Below are 17,850 nucleotides of genomic sequence, written 5' to 3' on the forward strand. Positions count from 1 at the left end.
AATTATTAGTGAAAACTCGTGTTGTACATAGCAACCTATGTTGATTTGTGCTAGCATCATGCTCTTTAATTTAGGAGATAGTTATGAAGCGGTTCGGTTTGGTTTTAATAACCCTTATTTTTAGCGTGTTTGGCGCTAATGCATTTGCGGATGCTGCAAAGATCGGTGTGGTCGATTTGCAAAAAATCATGCAAACTTCGAGTCAAATCAAAGAAATTCAACAAAAGTTGGAAAAGGAGTTTAAGCCGCGTCGTGATAAATTATTAGCGGTTGAGGCCAAGATAAAGGCTGATATGGAAAAATTCAAACGAGATAGTGCTGTTTTGAGTGCTACTCAAAAGAAAGAAATGGAACGAAAAATTGTTAGTGCACAACAACAATTTGAACGTGATGGCCAGCAATATCAGCAAGAATTAAGCACTGCAAATAATGAAGCTATGGAAGGTTTGTATGCTAAAGTACGTGCAGCAATTTCAAAAGTTGCTAAAGATGACAAATATGATCTTATTGTACAAAAAGATGCGGCTCCTTTTAGCTCAGATTCTCTTGATGTAACTGACAAAGTCGCTAAAGCAATCAATTAATTTGGCGATGCGACGTTGCTAACATTAGCGCAACTGGCTGAAAAATTAGGTGGCGTGTGGCATGGTAATGCAAATCACGCCATTTTTTCTTTTGCTTCTTTGGCTCGAGCTACTCCTAAAGATATAGCTTATTATGATAATCCTATATTGCAAAAAGCTTTAGAAGCCACTTCAGCCGGTGCGGTACTACTTAGAGCAGAGCATAAGGACCTCTGTCAAAGAAATTGTATTATTGTATCCAATCCGTTACAGATGATGATACAAGCCACTCAACTTCTATCAAAGCCAACAATCTCATGTTCTGGTGTTGATCCTACGGCTCGAATTCATCATTCTGCTCAAATAGGTGAAGGAGTATCTATTGGCGCATATAGTGTCATTCATGCTGAAGTTCAGTTGGCTGACAATGTCGTGATAGGTGCGAATACCGTTGTCGAATCGTCTGTTGTGATCGGAAAAAAGACTCAAATTGGTCATGATGTGGTAATACATTCGGGTTGTCAATTGGGAGCCCATGTAATCATTGACTCTGGATGTGTTGTCGGTGCCTCTCCATTTAATTATGTAAAGCAACAAGGTTATTGGCGACAGGGTCTTAGTGTAGGTGCGGTTATTATTGCAGATCAAGTACGGATTGGTGCCAATACCGTAATTGATAGGGGTTCTTTAAATGATACCTATTTAGGGGACGGGGTTTGTATCGATAATTTAGTTCAGATCGCGCATGATGTATTAATTGGTAAAAACACCTTTATTGCGGGATGTGCTGCTATAGGAGCTTATGTACAAATTGGAGAGGACTGTATTATTGGTGGCGCAAGCTCTATTGCTGCTTACGTACATTTAACAGATGATGTTGTGATTACCGGGATGTCTACTGTAAGTAAATCGCTTGCTAAGTCGGGAATTTACTCTTCAGGAACCTTAATTCATGAGCATCAACGTTGGCGTCGAAATGCGGCTCGGTTTCGACGACTAGACGATTATATAGAAAAACTTAGTGTTTTAGAAAAAAGAGTAAACCTAATAACTGCAGTTGAGTCTTCATCTGAAGATTAGCTGTTCTTAGTACTCTTTCAAAGCGAAACAGAATAGGATAAAGACGGACAAGTTTTTAACAATTAATAATTGATTTGCATCCATTAAAACTGGATAATGCATTTTTTCATTGTGGCCAGCTAAATAGACTGATTAAGCGAGAAACTACGTATGAATGAACCTATAGATATAAAACAAATTTTTAGTTTGTTGCCTCATCGTTACCCGATGATATTGGTAGATAGGGTATTAGATTTTAAGGCATTTGAGTATTTAACGGCTATAAAAAATGTGACCATTAATGAGAACTTTTTTGCCGGTCATTTTCCAGACAATCCAATTATGCCAGGGGTATTGATGCTTGAAGCTTTGGCTCAAGCAGGCGGACTTTTTGCAGGATTATCGCAGACACCTGAGGAAAACGAAGGGATTTTGCATTTTTTTGCAGGTATCGATAATGCAAAATTTAAACATGTAGTGGTTCCTGGTGATCAATTACGCTTGGAAATAAAATTATTAACGAGAAAAAGCGTTTTTTGGCGTGTGCATGCCGAAGCTTATGTGGGCGATAAACTGGCCTGTTCTGCAGATTTATTAAGTGCAGCGAAGGAATTTCAAAAGTGATAGATGAACGAGCTATAATTCACCCCACTGCAAAATTGGCAAATGGGGTATCAGTAGGTCCTGGTGCTATTATCGGCGCAGATGTGGAAATAGGCGAAAATACGCGAATTGGTCCTTATGCAGTTATTGAAGGTCCAACTATTATTGGTAAAAATAATAAAATTTTTCAATTTGCCTCTATAGGAGATGAGCCTCAAGATATGACGTATAAAGGTGAGTCTACCCGATTAGAAATTGGTGACGATAATATTATACGTGAATATTGTATGATTAGCCGGGGAACCGTTAAAGGGGGAGGCGTTACGCGCATAGGCAATAAGAACTTTTTTCTGGCTTATTCACACGTGGGGCATGATTGCCTCATTGGTAACCATATTCTTTTAGTGAGTTATGCTGCATTGTCAGGGCATGTAACAGTTGGGGATTATGCAAACATTGGAGGGTATGCGGCAGTACATCAATTTTGTCATGTAGGTGCCTATTCTTTTATTTCGAGAGCTTCTTATGTAAGTAAAGATGTCCTTCCTTATCTCATGATTTCTGGTGATACTACTTCTGCTTGTGGTATTAATACAGTGGGTCTACGTAGACGAGGATTTTCATCAGAAGCCATTGATAATTTGCGACGGGCTTATAAAATAATTTTTCGTAAAGGATTAACCGTGCAGCAAGCGGTTGCGGAATTAGAGTTGATGCAGCACGAATGCCCTGAAGTTGTTCTTATGATTGATGCATTGAATCAATCTACACGTGGTATTGTTAGATAATTAAGAGTGATATCGTATGCTAGACATTCAATTATTACGTGATGATCCGCAATTTGTTGCCTCACAGTTATTAAAACGAGGTTTTCAGTTTGATGTTTCATCTTTTATTGTTTTAGAAGAAAAACGTAAAACATTGCAAGTGATAACGCAGACATTACAAAATGAACGAAATACACGTTCTAAGGCCATTGGTGCAGCAAAGTCTCGAGGCGAAGATATAGAAGCCATGCGTGAAGATATGAACCGTCTTGCTAAAGAATTGGAGCAAAAAAAAGGCGAACTTGATAGCGTGTTACAGCAAATTGAAGCAATTGCTTTTCGTTTGCCTAATATCCCTCATCATTCTGTTCCAGTTGGTGAAGATGAGCAACATAATCAGGAAATCAGACGTTGGGGTACGATTCCAATTTTCGATTTTCCAGTAAAATCACATGATGAATTGGGTGATAGTTTGGGACAAATGGATTTTGCTTTGGCTGCTAAGCTTACGGGCAGTCGCTTTGTGGTGATGAAAAATCAATTAGCACGATTACATCGTGGTTTGATCCAATTTATGCTAGACATTCATACACAACAACATGGATATCAAGAAATTTATGTTCCATATATTGTTAATGCAGACAGTTTATTAGGTACTGGTCAATTACCGAAATTTGAAGAAGATCTATTTAAATTAACCGGGGAGCATGGATATTATTTGATTCCTACGGCAGAAATTCCAGTAACCAATACGGTTCGCGATACTCTTTTGGCTGAAGAAAACCTACCAATTCGTTATGCATGTCATTCACCTTGTTTTCGCAGTGAGGCAGGTTCTTATGGTAAAGATACCAAAGGCATGATCCGACAGCATCAGTTTGAAAAAGTTGAATTAGTATGGATTACTAAGCCCGAAGAGTCTTATGCTGCTTTGGAGCAATTAGTACAACATGCCGAAATGATACTGCAGCGCTTGGAGTTACCTTATCGTGTAGTTACCCTTTGTACCGGTGATATGGGACCTAGCGCAGCAAAAACATATGATATCGAAGTGTGGTTACCGAGCCAGAATACTTACCGAGAAATTTCATCCTGTTCTAATATGGAGGCTTTTCAAGCGCGTCGTATGAAGGCACGCTATAGAAATGAAAAAACACGTGATATCAATTTGGTTCATACTCTGAATGGATCAGGTCTTGCTGTAGGTAGAACCTTAGTTGCTTTAATGGAAAATTACCAAGATAAAGAGGGTAATATTCATATTCCCATGGCCTTAAGGCCTTATTTAGGTGGTATAGAGTGTATTCGGCATGTGAATCAATAAAAAATGCCTATTTTTAGCCTGCATCTACCATAAGCCAGGCTAAAGTAAAACATGGCCTTTCTGAAAAAAGTTCGAGGTTGGTCTGAATTGTATTTTTCCTTCATTTTTGCCTTGTTCTGTTGATGAAAAGAAAGTTGAACGCTTATTAAACAGAAAATTCTTGTGCGATGAGTTTAATTTTTTTTCTGAGTGCTTGCTGTTTTCAGGAACACCTATTTCATGATTAACATTGTTTGGATTTTCTATGAAAAATTTAAATGCAGTTAATGCATAGTCCATAACTTCTGTATCTTGCATCGATATATTTCTTACTAAGTTTTTTTTCGCCAAATGAATGAAGTAATGAAGACAATGATTAAGAGTACCAATTGGTACATGATGTTGTTTTTTTAAAAGCGATGTAAGCCTCTCATTTTGTTGATGAATTAAGTGCAGTAATCGTTTCTTTTTTATGTGTTTTATCTTCAGATGTTCTTTTTTTGTGCATTCAATTGCATCATGTAATCGTGTAGTAAAGGATGGAGTACTAAATAATTTTTCGACTATGTCAAATTGTCGGGTGGTTGTTAAGAAAAACAATAAATTGTGCTTGCATAAGAATTGAAACTCATTGTTTATTTGTTCATTTTGGTGCATTTCATCTGTTTTATTGAAACAGCCATTAATTTTTCTAATCCATGTTAAGTAAGAGACAAGCAGCGGGTATGTTGCTTCAGAGAGGTAGCAATTTTTTAAAAGAGGACTTTTTATATATTGATGAGTCCTTTGCGAATGCACATCCAGTGCTAATTGAATGGAGTCCATCACTCAATTCCTGTTCGTCCCAGTTTTAAAAGTATAGTAGTTTTTGTAAAAAGTGCATTTATTTTGAGCCAATTGATATTTTTGTGTAATTTCAATGAATTAAGTAAAGTTTTGACTGAATCCTTTTTTGCTTTTAAGATGTACTGTTTGCTTTTTTAAAAAAAATTACGCGTTGCTTCATTAGAGCTTATTCATGTGATTAATAATTATTCGGAACATTGATTTACTGTGGATTAAAAAGGAATTGCTTTTTTTATGACCCGTAATCAATAAATACTGAAAAATAAGGATTTTATTGTGAAAAAAGGATTAGATTGTTTCCTGGCATTATTTTGTATGATGATGGTTTTTGCTCAAGATGTTTTTTCTGCCTGTGCTGTTGTTCATTCTTCTGGAAAACCTGTAGAGCAAACCAATGATGCTTTAGGTCTTATACTTTTTTCAGAGGCTCAATGTCCTAAAGATGTTTTTGCATTAAGACAAATTTTAAAAAACTCAGGTCTAAAAATAGAAACGACAATGGTTGCAAATCGAGGATTCCATAATCCATCTCAAGGTAGTTTTAGTTTATTTGAGATGACTTTAGGGGAATTAAAAATAATGGATCATCATTTGTCCATTAATGCTGGTGATTTTTTCTTTGGTCATTTTACTACTGTAAATTCAGCTGGGGATTTAGTTGCTGATCAGAATCCAGAAAGGAATGTATTAATGATCGAGGCATTTGCTTGGGATCCTAAAAAAGAAGTATTTAATTTTTATGAATTGCGTGGTGATGGTGCACAAGGGCAATGGTTTTATCGTGGAGATTCAGTAGATATTTTTTCAGATAATGAGTTACTTCATCGCCAACCCGATCCCAAACATCCCCAATTTGGTACTCGATTGCGTTGTTCTGGATGTCATGGTGCTGGTGGTCCCATTATGAAAGAACTGGATAAACCGCATAATGATTGGTGGGAGCCGAAACGAAAATTGGATTTTGGTGGGCACAAGCCAGATACGGCATTGCAAGATATCTTAGAAACATTAGTTGGGCCGGAGCAATTATCAAAAAGCGTGTTACTTGGCATTAACAAGCTGAATCATAGCGAGAAATTCTCTCAAAAAAAGGCCTCTCTCTCCTTACAGGAACTGCTTCGTCCTTTATTTTGCCCAGTTGAACTCAATTTAATGTCGGATGTATATCCTAATGACGAGTTTCATTCAGAAGTGAGTATTCCTATTGAGTTTTTTATTGATTCACGATTTTTACCAGATCAAGAAAAACAAGCGATTATTATTTCTAGGAATTTTTATGAAGAAGTCTTAAAAGCATTAGGAAGTTATTTTCCTGAAACCTATTTGCAAGATGCAGATCATGCATGGCTCACACCCGTTAAGGCTCAATCAGACAAGTTAGCGGTGGATGATTTAATTAATAATGGAGTAATTGATACTAAATTCATGTTGGATGTTTTAGACGTAGATAGAGGCAATCCAGTGTTTTCATCGGCACGATGCAGTCTTTTACGTTTGCTTCCCTCAACCCTTACTTTGAATTGGCATGAATCATTTATAAAAAATTTGAGTGAATCAAATGAGTGGGCAGCGAAAAAATTGTTAAAAAATCGTACTTCCCTTGAACAAGATATTGATTTTTATCAACAAAAAGCAAGAAAATTTCTCCAAAATTGTCAAGAAAAACTAAAAAATAGCAAAAATGTGGAAATGATGTATCGCTTGTTAATTCAAAGACGAATAGAGATTAGTACATCAGAAATTTCATTGAATCCACTTGGACAAATTTTAGAACCTGGGTTTCGTATTATTTTTCCTGAACATGAAAGAATACCTGTATCAAGGACATTAAGGCTCACACCAGCATGTGATGTAATAGAACAATAGGACAAAATATTCTGAGTTGATAGGAAAACTAAAGTGCTCTAAAGAATAGCGTTATTTTATTTCGGAAGTGTGCAACATACAGCAATAAATTTATCATTAGATAAGATACTCAGCTAAGAGACATAATTATCTATGCCATGTACTACTATGTTTCACTACACGACAGTCACCATGGTAACACTGTTTTTCATAAGATGAATGATGGCATGTGTTGCCTGTGCAAGTGGTGTGCTTAACCTCTTTTGTCCATACGGCATAGCTGTTAGAAGTGAAAAAAACACCTACAATCAAGCCCATAATTATCTTTTTAAAGTGGGTAAATATCATTATAAAACTCCTTGGTCATATGCTTATCTTTATGTCTTTAATTTTTAAATCATCATTAAGTATAGATGAAAATAATAGATTTTTCTTTTAGGCAGGGTGATTGGGTGTGTTGACCATTGCTCCCCAGCGTTACGTTGGCTTAGGAGCAATTCTCCACACATAGTTTTTATTATTTTTTGAATTATGGTTTCACCATGGTGTCATTTTAAAAGGAGAAGGGTTAAATATTTCTTGTTCTTCCTCCTTTTCAAAGTTCTTTCCTGTAGTAGAAGGGGATGGCTTGGGTTCTATTGAAAAGGGATTTGGAGAAAAACGTTGATCTTTCGAGACTTCATTTTTTTCTTGTACTGCAGGCACTAAATTATTTGCTAGCCGTTGGATAAATAAATCGTATAGGGCTAATGTGGGCATAGTAATACGAAGAGAGCGTATATTTCCTTCCTCATCTTGGATAATTTGTATGCAATCATCGGTAAGATGATTTTCTTCTTTAAAATCATTGGATTCTTTGAAGATCACTTCCATAAATTTTTTCAATTCTTCTCGTTGTTCCCCAGTTAATAAATTAGGCTCACAAAGCAATTTAATAGTTAGGGTCATTGACTCTCGATCATTATCAATCAATAATTGCCCTTTAGCGATCAATTCCGCTATTATATCTGGGTCAAAACTTTTTGCATCGAGTGCTCCACTATCTCCTAAAGCAAACTCATCTATCAATGCATCTGTGGTCTCAAGCACTTTGCCTTCTTTAGTTAGAGAATTATCTTCTCCAGGGCTTGCTTTTTCCTCGGATGTTTTACTAGAACTTCCATCACCTCCGCCGCCGCCACCACCTCCTCCATGTCCGGAACAACGACGTGTAGGAGCTACTTCTTTAAAACAAACCCGACAGCGTATTTTTGCTGATTCCTCAGCAGCTTCTTTTTTTTCTGTTTCCTTTCTAAATTGTTGTAACATTAATGCTATGGAAGAAGTTTTGGGATCCTCTGTCGTCATGAGTTCAGAAACAGGCTGATGTCTTTCTTTGTGACTTTTCATGAAGAATTCTCCAGTTATTTATTTGCTATTCAATTTTCATGATTATCTTTTCAAGCTTAGGTAGCATGAAAGCTATGATCTTCAAGTTCATAATGATTTAATCAGAATAAAAATTAACCTATTTGTTATTATACCGAGTTAAAAAAAATCATTTGTATCTAAAATGTATAATAATGTTTAGTAACCAGACTGCATTATTTGAGTTAGTCATTTTTGACTTAAAACATCGAGTACATAGTCCCAAATTTCACCGGCTACATTAATTCGTTTTCCATCAAATGGATTGAGGTGCAAGTCAATATAAGGAAAGCTATTATTTTCAATAATGCTAAATTGTTGTTTATGCCATGGAAGTGAAATATCCTGACAAATAAAATCAAGGCCTGTAAGCGGTATATTGAGTATTTTATGTACTTTTTCTAATAACAGTTTGTTCTCGGGATGTATCAGGTCGGTAACATTACTGATTTTTGCACCACTGCTCATTGTAACTTTTTTTGAAATAAATATTTGTTGTCCTTTGTTTATTATCGTATTAAACGTAACTCCTTGGTCTGCCAAAATTTTCGTCAAATTTGGAGTAATTTTGTATGGATATTTACCATTACCTTTTTCCCACGTAACTTTATTCTTTTTATAAATTAACTCCTGAAGTGTAGTGATTCCATCACCAATAATGCTCTCAGGTTCCCGCATCATACAAGCGATTAATGAGTTATTAATAATTAATGACCGATAAACATCACCAGGAATGTGTTTTTCAACCAGCACGCGAAGATCAATTTGCTTTACTATTTTTATCGCCTCTTTTAATTCATTTGGTGTTTGGATATTACATGAAGTATGAATACTTAGGGATTCTGATAATGGTTTAACTACAAGAGGGAAGCCCAATGAAATGCCATAGTTATAAGCGTTCTTGCTGGAAATAAAAACTTTCCCTAAAGGACAGGGGATTTTGTTATTTAATAATTTTTTCTTGAAGATCCATTTATTATCATATTTGGTATCATCATCAAAGCATGTATTTTTTTGAGAAATAAGAGAGATCGGGGTCTGAATGAAATAATATTTTTTCGTATTGTATACCAACATAAAATATAATGTATGTAGGTTGGATTCTCTAAAATTATATAGCTCTAGACCCCTTCTTTGGGCTTCATCCCATAATGCAAGGAGGCTGTTATTTAATTGTTTCCTATCAATGATATTAGTCTTGGTAAATAGTTTAAATTTTTGAAAAATAGTAATGCTCCACTTATTTAATAGATTATTGAAAAGTAAAAACTCGTGCTCTGATAGGAGAAAAAGTTTAGATAAAATAGAGATAAATGGATTGAGTATAAAATAATCAAATAAATTAAAGATTTTTCTGCGAAAATGATAGCATTTTTCGGGATAGCAATGTTCGCAATGTTTCTCGTTAATTACGGTATAATCTATCTGAACAGATTCTAATGATTCGCAAATACCACCGGAATATTTTTTTTCTATATTTTCATCAAAATTTTTAACATAAGTGTACATCATTTCTCTCCGCATGCTCATCCATTAACAGGATACAAATTCTCCTACTTGTTATTATATCGAGTTCAAAAATCTCAATTGTATATAAAATGTACAATTGCGTATGTGTTTGCTTACATCCTGGAATTTATGTAAAACTTAACTGAAACAGCACTTCAGACTGAATTTGTTTCACTAATTTTTCTTATTTAAAGAGGCTTAGACGGTAAAAATGAAAAATAAATCAATATTGCTTGTAGAAGACAACCTCAAGTTAGCCACTTATCTCAAAGATAGCCTACAAGAATCAGGTTATGATGTATCTATTGAAAAACGTGGTGATAGGGCTGTCTACCGCATTATTCGTGAGCAACCTGACATAGTAATATTAGATATAATGCTTCCTGGCATGAATGGAGATCAAATATGTCACACTATTAGAGAGGACTATTTGGGAAAAATACTTATGCTAACAGCAGTTAACGATATTGAAAGTGAAGTATCTACTTTAAATTTAGGCGCAGATGACTACCTAACTAAACCTGTTGCAGACGAGGTGTTAAAAGCAAGGATAGAAGCATTGTTACGTAGACCTAATTTAGTTAATAATCAAAATCAATTTCAATTTGGCAATTTTTCTATCAACTTTGGTACTAAGAGTGTTCATCTCTTTGATAAAAAACTTTCAATCAGTACCAGTGACTTTGAAGTTCTTGCTTTGTTGGTTAAGAATCATGACAGGTTGCTTAGTAGAAATAGCATTATGTATGCTCTTTCTGGGTACGAATATGATGGGGTTGATAGAAGTATCGATTTAAAAATATCACGGTTAAGAAAAGCATTGAATGATGATAGTAAAAAGCCTTATCGAATAAAAACAATTCATAAAAAAGGATATGTATTTGTATCTGAGGCTTGGGAATAAACATGCTTCATCTTTACGCCAAAACAGTCACGCTGTCGGTAATAATCTCCCTATTAATCTTGGGTAGTTTTTACTTTATTTTCGTTCACTTTATTGATTTAAATCGGCTAACAATAAATCGTCTTTTTGTAAATGGTAATTTTGCTGTGATTCAACAGCTGCTTAAAAATAATCCTCCATCTTCATGGAATCAGGTGATTGATTCTATTCAGCCAACTGATAGGCCTAAAGCTAAAATACTAAAAATGGATGAGTTAAAAATTTCGAAGGAGCAAAAAAAGGATTTAAGACAGGGCAAGATAGTAATACTAACTGGTCCTGTGCACTATTTTTTAAATTATTTCTTACCCGATATATTTGCTTTACAAAAAATAGGAAACACAAAGTATGTATTGCAAATCCAAGATAAGGCAACAATGTATACTACCATCCAAGATAATACAATATGGACGATTCATCTTATTGAAACTAAGCTTAAGACCTCAGAAAAAAGCAATTGGCCAAAAATTATTAAGCATTTCCAATCAATATATAATGTCCCTTTACAAATTGTATCTCCAGATAGCAAACAATTACCTTTAGCTATTAGAAACAATCAGTATATCAAGGGATTGCAGTATGATCCCCCTAAGGCTGGTGGGTTCATTACAAAAGTTTATTTTAAGTTGGTAGATTTAAATAAGATACTTATTCTAGGACCTATAAATTACCCCAAATTTTTAATTAAAGTACCTAAAATGCAGTTTTACTACCTGATAAGCTTTACGATTTTAACGACTTTAACAGTGTTTTTGTTTACTTGGATATTTAGCCGAAATGTGAGAAAGATATTTGGTTTAACTAATGCCTACAGCAAGGGAGTATTTGATAAAAGAGTTAAATTTAGTAGGTTTTCTATTCTTTATGGTGTGCATAATAATATTGTGAGTATGGGAGGTAAAATAAAAAACTTAATTAAAACCCAACAAAATATGTCTCGTTTTGTGGCTCATGAAATTAGAACCCCATTATATACGATGCAATTGGCTTTAGATGCAATGGAAAAATCTTTTAAAAAAAAACAGGATCCTTCGAAGCATATGAATAGCCTAAGAGATGATATTAAAGATCTCAATAAATTAGTGAGTTATTTTTTAATTTATTCACAAAGCACAAGTAATGAAATGAAAGTAAAAAAGCGGTTTTTGGATATAAGGAAATGGCTTTTTGCATTAGTTAACGGTCATCAAAGTTATGATTTGAAGGTTAATTTAGAAGTATCTGATGATGAAAAAAGCATTGTGGAATTTGATCCAGATTTATTAAAATTTGCTGTTAATAACTTAATTAGTAATGCATTAAAATTTGCAAACAATAAGATACAAGTTTCTTTACATGTAAACGATAACCGAGCTGTTATCCACGTTGATGATGATGGGGCTGGGGTAGAAGATGAGAATAAACAAGCTATATTCCAAGCATTTGTAACGCTTGAACGAGATGAATCTTTTGGTAAACACATTGGATTGGGCTTGGCTATAACCAAATCAATAGTAGAGCTGCATGGAGGGCATATGATTTTAGAAGACTCTCCTATCTTAACAGGTTCAAGGTTTAGTATTTACTTGCCTATTAGTTGATGGACGTCTAATTTCAATATAAAAAAGACATTAGTCATTTTATGGCTTCTGGGTGGCGGCCTTTTGCGTCACCCAGACTACAATTTTTTAATCAATAAAGGTCAATAGCAGTTGTAGCCACATAGAGACTCTACAGGATAAGAATAAAATACCCCGGGCTGAACAACAGGCGTAATAACACTTGTTACGGTGACTGGTCGGTATGTAACTGTGGGCCTGTATCTAACTACGGGTTGATAGGTAACTACTGGTTTGTAGGCAACCGTGGATGTGTATGTAATTGCTGGTGTATATACTGGTGTGTATTTAACTGCATTGGTACAATAACATCCGGTCATTAGAATAATAGTCCCTAAAAGAATAATCCATTTCATTATGAAGCCCCCTTTCATGGATGCCTACAAAAATAGTAGATTATTTGATCAATTAATTCAAGAATAGAACATTATTGGGCAAGGAAAATGATTAGGTATGTGGTTTTTTACCCGGAGTCTTAATTGGAAATAGTTCTTTATACACAAGTACACCAAACAGAAGTAATGTCAATCTACTTTTTTTCCAGTTGGTTTAACACTGATTTTTGCTGGAGTAAGGTTGTTAGTGATACGGGAGACAGCTTTATCCACTCGTCGTTGAAGCATGATTTCAACCATTACTGTTTCATTCGGGTGGAGAATTTTGTTTATGTCAGCTAGCGAGGAATGAAAATCAAGTAATCTGTAATAGGCAAGGGCTTGGTTGCTTGGCTCAGGGTATGCCTTAATACGGAACCCCAGATTACCCTGCATTTTTGGCGTATTAATTCCGGTTTTCATGATATCGTAGTCAAGAAAATAAGTCAGTTTTCCTCGATTATTCAGGTTTCGCTGGCGATCTATGAAGAAACCTCTAGGAAGTGCTTGCTCACTATATTGGGGTCCAGCAGTTAGATAAAGATCATAATCGACAAGATGATTGCCTCGATCATCAATAAGCCGGAAAATAATCATAGAGTAGCGATTAGTGATATATTCGCGCTTATAGATAAGCGTTTTCACAAGTTCTGTATGCTCATTTTTCTGAGTTTCTTGAGTAATCTTATCCAGTTCTTTTGCTAATGTATTATAGGAGTCACGATTTTTTACTTGCAGGCATCGCAGAACCCATATTGCCGTAGGATGAGTGGCTGCATTGGCCATAGTAACACTTCGGATTATTCCGATATTTTTACCGGAATGCGAACGTCCAGGAAGAACTCCAAATGCCATTGGCTGTGTGCGTATCATATTGGCGATAACAAGACTTTCACCATTATTTCCCTCCTGATGTAATTTTAATAAGCTATAATTCATATTTGTAGCAGCTACACGTACCACTCCATCCGATCCGGCTTCTCCCGTGTAGGAGTTAACTGCATCATAAAGTTGGCGATCAATTTTCTGGCCTGTAAGTACAAAGGAATAGATGCCATTAGCAGTACAATCGTAATCAAGCCAACTTTCATTAAGTTGCCAGCTTAAGTCGCTTCCGAGCTCAAGCCAATCAAGTACGCACTCGCCCGGTTCCACACCTTCAAAAAAACTCTTTATACGTCCTAGTCGGGATTTACCAAGTTGAGCAAGGGCAGAACCGTGATTGGCGGGGGCTAACATGATAAGATGGCTTAATGGACATTTTGCAAGATTATTCTTAAAGTATAAATCCATCCATTTTCGCACAATAGGTCCACCGGTAGAGTGAGTAATACAAGCAAAGCGCTCCCCATGGCGTAGCTTATCAGCAATTTCATCACGTACCGCATGATCAAATGCACGTGCTATATCGTCAACTGTTACTGTATCATCAAAGCTGATGTAGCGCCCGAGATATATATTACCAACTTGAACATTCAGTTTTCCATCTTTGCTCTGACTTTCAAGCCATTGAGGAAGCTCACCATAAGTATTGGTATGTGTGACACTCCAACCATGGACGAAGATAACAATCATAATGCTCCTTACTTATTGGATCCGCAACAAGAGATTGTCGGGTAACTCAATGATATTAAATTATTTTACATCCAACCCTCAAGTTTTTTGTAATTCACTACATAGAAACTCATAGTAACAGTTTCCGTATGTAGCGAATTAAGGCAGCGTCATCCCGAATTAGGAAAGGATGTATGTGGTTTGAGTATGGAGCTTTAGAAGGGAGATTATCATGGCTCATACAATCGATTAGGGGATGATGGGGCTATTTCATTACGTGCTGAATTAGTTTTTTGCTTATTCATATTATGAATGAAACCTTGAGATAACATTGCTTCTTGCGACGCAGTATTAATATTCACTGTCTCAAATAGCTCATATAATTGATTAAGCTTGAGTTCATTATTACAAAGACGAAGAATAAGCTCTGGCGTTCCTATATTCTTCTCTTCCAAGTAATCCAAACACCGGAAAAATGATACCCCCAGCTTGGAACTGTTGGTTTTTAATGCATTATATACATCTTGAGTAAGGCTATTTAACCTTGTAATAATTAAAATTTCCTCTGATAATTTTTTTGACAATAAATCCGCAACGTCAAATTGAATTTTGGCTTTATTAAGCTCAATGAACGCTAAAAGTTCAGATTCAGAATGATAGCCTAAGCGAGTAGTCATTATCCATTTTGCTGATTCAGCATTTAATTGCTGGGCATGGTTTACTTTTTCTAAAGAGGATAAAAATTCATACGGTAGGCCACTGTACTTAAAGTATGTTAATGTTTCTTGATTAAGTGCATGGGCTTCCTGCAGCAGGATTAGTGCTTTTGCATATTCAACCGGATACAATGCATCACGGTAAGACAAAATATCAATATACTCCTTTTTATACAGTCCTGCTGTTTTTAATAAAGAAAGTGCTTCTATAGATTCCTGTAAGGCAGGGGCAGAAATTTTTAATAAGGTTACCACACTTGGATTTAAATCTTCAGCACGATACAGGTTAGTCAGATGAGATAACAAGTTTGTATCAAAATTTGGGAAGAATGGATCGCTATTGTGATTGCAGCTTTCATATAAGGACACCATTAGTTCAGTTATTTCATGACTATAAATACCTTGTTTCTTTAGATAGAGCAATGCATCGGTGATACTTTTAAAATGGTTACTTTCTCTTAAAAAAAGACCAATCGAATGCTGATCTATACCAAATTCATCGTGTAGTATTTCCAATGATTCTATGAAGGTAAATCCATCGAAAACCACTAGCGGACGAATATATTTATCAACTAACTCAGTACGTTCAGTATCAGCGCAATACTTTAAAAGCTCGAGTGCTACTCTGTATCTCTTATGATGTGGTTGATATACCTTTATAATTTCTAACCAATTATTTATGTTGTTCATTACTATTCCTGATTTTATAGCTCGAAAGCACAATTAAAGAGGGAAAAACCAAACGCAATCCTTTGCACAAATAGAATACAATTATAGGGCTATCAGAGTAAAAATCACCTGTCGATAACTATCAGTAATCTGATCACTTTATCTTCTATACTTCTTAAATAATTTTTTATCTATTACAAATTGTTCGTGTATTAATTCCAATTTTCTTGACTGTTTTAGGTGCAATTACATCAGAATTATTTTTGGATATGAAAAAAGAAATTATTAATTGGTTTTTATTTTTTTAGCATTTAGACAGTTTTTTGATGAGAATGTTCTATTATATATAGAACCTCACTCGTTCTTTTGGTGGAAGTATAAATATGAAAGACTTATTAACAGATTTGATAGTACAAAGGTTGAATGAATCTAAAGACGATTTGAAAAAACAATTTTTCTTTGAACATCCCATAAAAGTTGCTCATTTTTTCGCACTTGATAATCTTCTACCGACTGAAATTGCAGAAAAAATATATGAAAATTTTCCTAAGCCAAAACAAATGCGCTTATTAAATAATTATGGAGAATTAAAGTTAAAATATAGCTATGTAAAGCGGGAATCCAGTTTATTGCAAGATCTTCATTCTGCTATCCAAGATCCGAAGGTTATTTCTGTAGTTGAAGAAATAACAGAAATTAAAAATCAAGTTCCTGATAAAACACGTCTTGCTGGTGGAATTAGCACACTGCTTAAGGGTCATTATATAAATCCTCATCTAGACAGTTCGCATGATGTGGATGGAAAACTCTATCAGGCGGTAAATTTACTTTATTATGTTTCTCCGAATTGGAAACTTGAAAATGGTGGTAATTACGAAGTATGGGATGAAGAAATAAAGAATTGCATTATTGTTCCGAATTTTTTTAATCGCCTAGTTGTGATGGGAGCAAGTCGAACAGCTTGGCACGCAGTTAATCCAGTTTTATGTGATTCACCTAGATGTTGTGTATTTAATTACTTTTATACTGAAGACTCACCTGAGGGTAAAGAATATTTTCACAAGTCCACATCTTTATTGTTTAATTCATTAATTAAACCACGTCCTGAACAAAAAATTCGTCGTGCTATTATGAATGTATTACTAAAAAAGGTATGGTGAGGACATTATAACGATCGTGAGTATTTCGGTAAAAACCGTCCTGTTTTTTCTGCTAGATACTGTAAAATAGCACTAGATCAAGGTTGATTACTGTTTTTAGGATTATGATCAACTAGAGCAGGAATTCGATTATTTGGTGATATGAAAAAAATTTTGTCCTGATATAGAGCAAATAAATTCTGATACAGTGAGATTTTTTGTGCCTGATATAATTTATCATATTGAAGATCATTCTAGTGTTATGTTTTTAGCTAATAATCAATTTTCTAGGTAACGCTCAAGATTGAACGCTGGGCTTTTCAGCCCAGCCTACGCTTGCTTTTGCTCTTTACTAAAATGGGTTGTCATTGCCAGTTAAGTCGAGAGGAAAACCCTATAATTAGTTTCCTTGACAATAGTTTCCAATGAAACTATAATTGCGAAATGCGGAGCGAGGTTGGAATGAGAAACATTAAAAGAAAAGAAAAAGCAAGTAAATTGACCGATCATATTGGTTATTGGATGCGATTAATTTCAAATGATGTCTCGTATTCCTTTGCAAAAAAGTTAGAAATAACCGGTGTAACAGTGGCTGAATGGGTAGTCCTTAGAAAAATGTATGAAAGCAATGATATGATTTCCCCTAGTGCTGTAGCTGAAGTGACAGGACTTACTCGAGGTGCAATTTCAAAATTGATCACTAGGCTTCTTGGGAAGGGCCTTGTAAATCGTAAAGAAGCTTCTGATGACCGACGTTTTCAAGATTTAGAATTGACCCTTAAAGCTATAGCATTAGTTCCTAAGTTGGCTTCCCTAGCAGATCAAAATGATGAAGAGTTTTTCTCAATCCTTACACCCATGGAGCAAGGGCAGCTTAAAGTAATTTTAAAAAAACTTGCTAATTATCATCAAATTAAAACCGCACCAATTCAATAAGAAAAATAGTGGAGGTAAC

The 17,850-nt window shown here is 35.2% G+C and carries 16 protein-coding genes; 10 read left to right on the top strand and 6 right to left on the bottom strand.

Translation table 11 applies throughout. The annotated features are described in order from the left end of the window. Nucleotides 1-83: 83 nt before the first annotated feature. From Lgra_RS14085 to serS, 5 genes are all read left to right on the top strand, one after another. Nucleotides 84-584 (top strand): OmpH/Skp family outer membrane protein, encoded by a 501-nt coding sequence (locus Lgra_RS14085; RefSeq protein ID WP_058499904.1) that lies wholly within the window; start codon nt 84-86, stop codon nt 582-584. A 15-nt stretch (nt 585-599) separates the two neighbouring features. Beyond that, nucleotides 600-1,643 (top strand): UDP-3-O-(3-hydroxymyristoyl)glucosamine N-acyltransferase, encoded by a 1,044-nt coding sequence (lpxD, locus tag Lgra_RS14090; RefSeq protein ID WP_058499905.1) that lies wholly within the window; start codon nt 600-602, stop codon nt 1,641-1,643. Between the two features lie 150 nt (nt 1,644-1,793). Beyond that, nucleotides 1,794-2,246 carry a 3-hydroxyacyl-ACP dehydratase FabZ gene (gene fabZ / locus Lgra_RS14095; protein WP_058499906.1) on the top strand — a complete coding sequence of 151 codons (453 nt, stop codon included), beginning with the start codon at nt 1,794-1,796 and terminating at the stop codon, nt 2,244-2,246. Beyond that, a complete protein-coding gene (gene lpxA, locus Lgra_RS14100; protein ID WP_058499907.1) occupies nt 2,243-3,013 on the top strand; it encodes an acyl-ACP--UDP-N-acetylglucosamine O-acyltransferase in 771 nt (256 codons plus the stop codon). Before fabZ ends, lpxA begins: the two co-directional genes overlap by 4 nt. A 16-nt stretch (nt 3,014-3,029) precedes the next feature. Continuing rightward, on the top strand, nt 3,030-4,316 hold the full coding sequence (serS, locus tag Lgra_RS14105) for a serine--tRNA ligase (protein WP_058499908.1): 1,287 nt from the start codon (nt 3,030-3,032) through the stop codon (nt 4,314-4,316). A 39-nt stretch (nt 4,317-4,355) separates the two neighbouring features. On the opposite strand, the gene Lgra_RS14110 is transcribed toward serS, so the two are convergent. Further along, on the bottom strand, nt 4,356-5,120 hold the full coding sequence (locus Lgra_RS14110) for a hypothetical protein (RefSeq protein ID WP_238584457.1): 765 nt from the start codon (nt 5,118-5,120) through the stop codon (nt 4,356-4,358). A gap of 297 nt (nt 5,121-5,417) precedes the next feature. Here Lgra_RS14110 and Lgra_RS14115 point away from each other — a divergent pair, with 297 nt between their 5' ends. After that, nucleotides 5,418-7,007: a hypothetical protein gene (locus Lgra_RS14115; RefSeq protein WP_058499910.1), complete on the top strand. Its 1,590-nt coding sequence runs from the start codon at nt 5,418-5,420 to the stop codon at nt 7,005-7,007. Between the two features lie 516 nt (nt 7,008-7,523). Here Lgra_RS14115 and Lgra_RS14120 read toward each other — a convergent pair. Both Lgra_RS14120 and Lgra_RS14125 read right to left on the bottom strand, forming a co-directional pair. After that, on the bottom strand, nt 7,524-8,375 hold the full coding sequence (locus tag Lgra_RS14120) for a hypothetical protein (protein WP_058499911.1): 852 nt from the start codon (nt 8,373-8,375) through the stop codon (nt 7,524-7,526). Between the two features lie 207 nt (nt 8,376-8,582). Then, nucleotides 8,583-9,905, bottom strand: coding sequence for a hypothetical protein (locus Lgra_RS14125; protein ID WP_238584458.1), 1,323 nt, complete (start codon nt 9,903-9,905; stop codon nt 8,583-8,585). A gap of 208 nt (nt 9,906-10,113) precedes the next feature. Here Lgra_RS14125 and Lgra_RS14130 point away from each other — a divergent pair, with 208 nt between their 5' ends. After that, nucleotides 10,114-10,806, top strand: coding sequence for a response regulator (locus Lgra_RS14130; RefSeq protein WP_058499913.1), 693 nt, complete (start codon nt 10,114-10,116; stop codon nt 10,804-10,806). Between the two features lie 146 nt (nt 10,807-10,952). Then, nucleotides 10,953-12,425, top strand: coding sequence for a sensor histidine kinase (locus Lgra_RS14135; RefSeq protein WP_162264328.1), 1,473 nt, complete (start codon nt 10,953-10,955; stop codon nt 12,423-12,425). A gap of 101 nt (nt 12,426-12,526) precedes the next feature. Here Lgra_RS14135 and Lgra_RS17585 read toward each other — a convergent pair whose 3' ends face one another. The 3 genes from Lgra_RS17585 to Lgra_RS18360 form a co-directional block, all read right to left on the bottom strand. Continuing rightward, nucleotides 12,527-12,799 carry a hypothetical protein gene (locus Lgra_RS17585; protein ID WP_083502912.1) on the bottom strand — a complete coding sequence of 91 codons (273 nt, stop codon included), beginning with the start codon at nt 12,797-12,799 and terminating at the stop codon, nt 12,527-12,529. Between the two features lie 168 nt (nt 12,800-12,967). Further along, nucleotides 12,968-14,392: a phospholipase PlaB gene (gene plaB, locus Lgra_RS14140; RefSeq protein WP_058499915.1), complete on the bottom strand. Its 1,425-nt coding sequence runs from the start codon at nt 14,390-14,392 to the stop codon at nt 12,968-12,970. Nucleotides 14,393-14,601: 209 nt separating this feature from the next. Beyond that, nucleotides 14,602-15,777 (bottom strand): hypothetical protein, encoded by a 1,176-nt coding sequence (locus Lgra_RS18360; protein WP_238584459.1) that lies wholly within the window; start codon nt 15,775-15,777, stop codon nt 14,602-14,604. Nucleotides 15,778-16,139: 362 nt separating this feature from the next. On the opposite strand from Lgra_RS18360, the gene Lgra_RS14155 reads away from it, so the two are divergent. Together Lgra_RS14155 and Lgra_RS14160 are read left to right on the top strand one after the other, a co-directional pair. Continuing rightward, nucleotides 16,140-16,916 (top strand): 2OG-Fe(II) oxygenase, encoded by a 777-nt coding sequence (locus Lgra_RS14155; protein WP_058499916.1) that lies wholly within the window; start codon nt 16,140-16,142, stop codon nt 16,914-16,916. A gap of 441 nt (nt 16,917-17,357) precedes the next feature. Further along, nucleotides 17,358-17,831 (top strand): MarR family winged helix-turn-helix transcriptional regulator, encoded by a 474-nt coding sequence (locus tag Lgra_RS14160; RefSeq protein WP_058499917.1) that lies wholly within the window; start codon nt 17,358-17,360, stop codon nt 17,829-17,831. Nucleotides 17,832-17,850: the final 19 nt, after the last annotated feature.

This window comes from Legionella gratiana, assembly GCF_001467695.1.
GTDB classification, from domain to species: domain Bacteria; phylum Pseudomonadota; class Gammaproteobacteria; order Legionellales; family Legionellaceae; genus Legionella; species Legionella gratiana.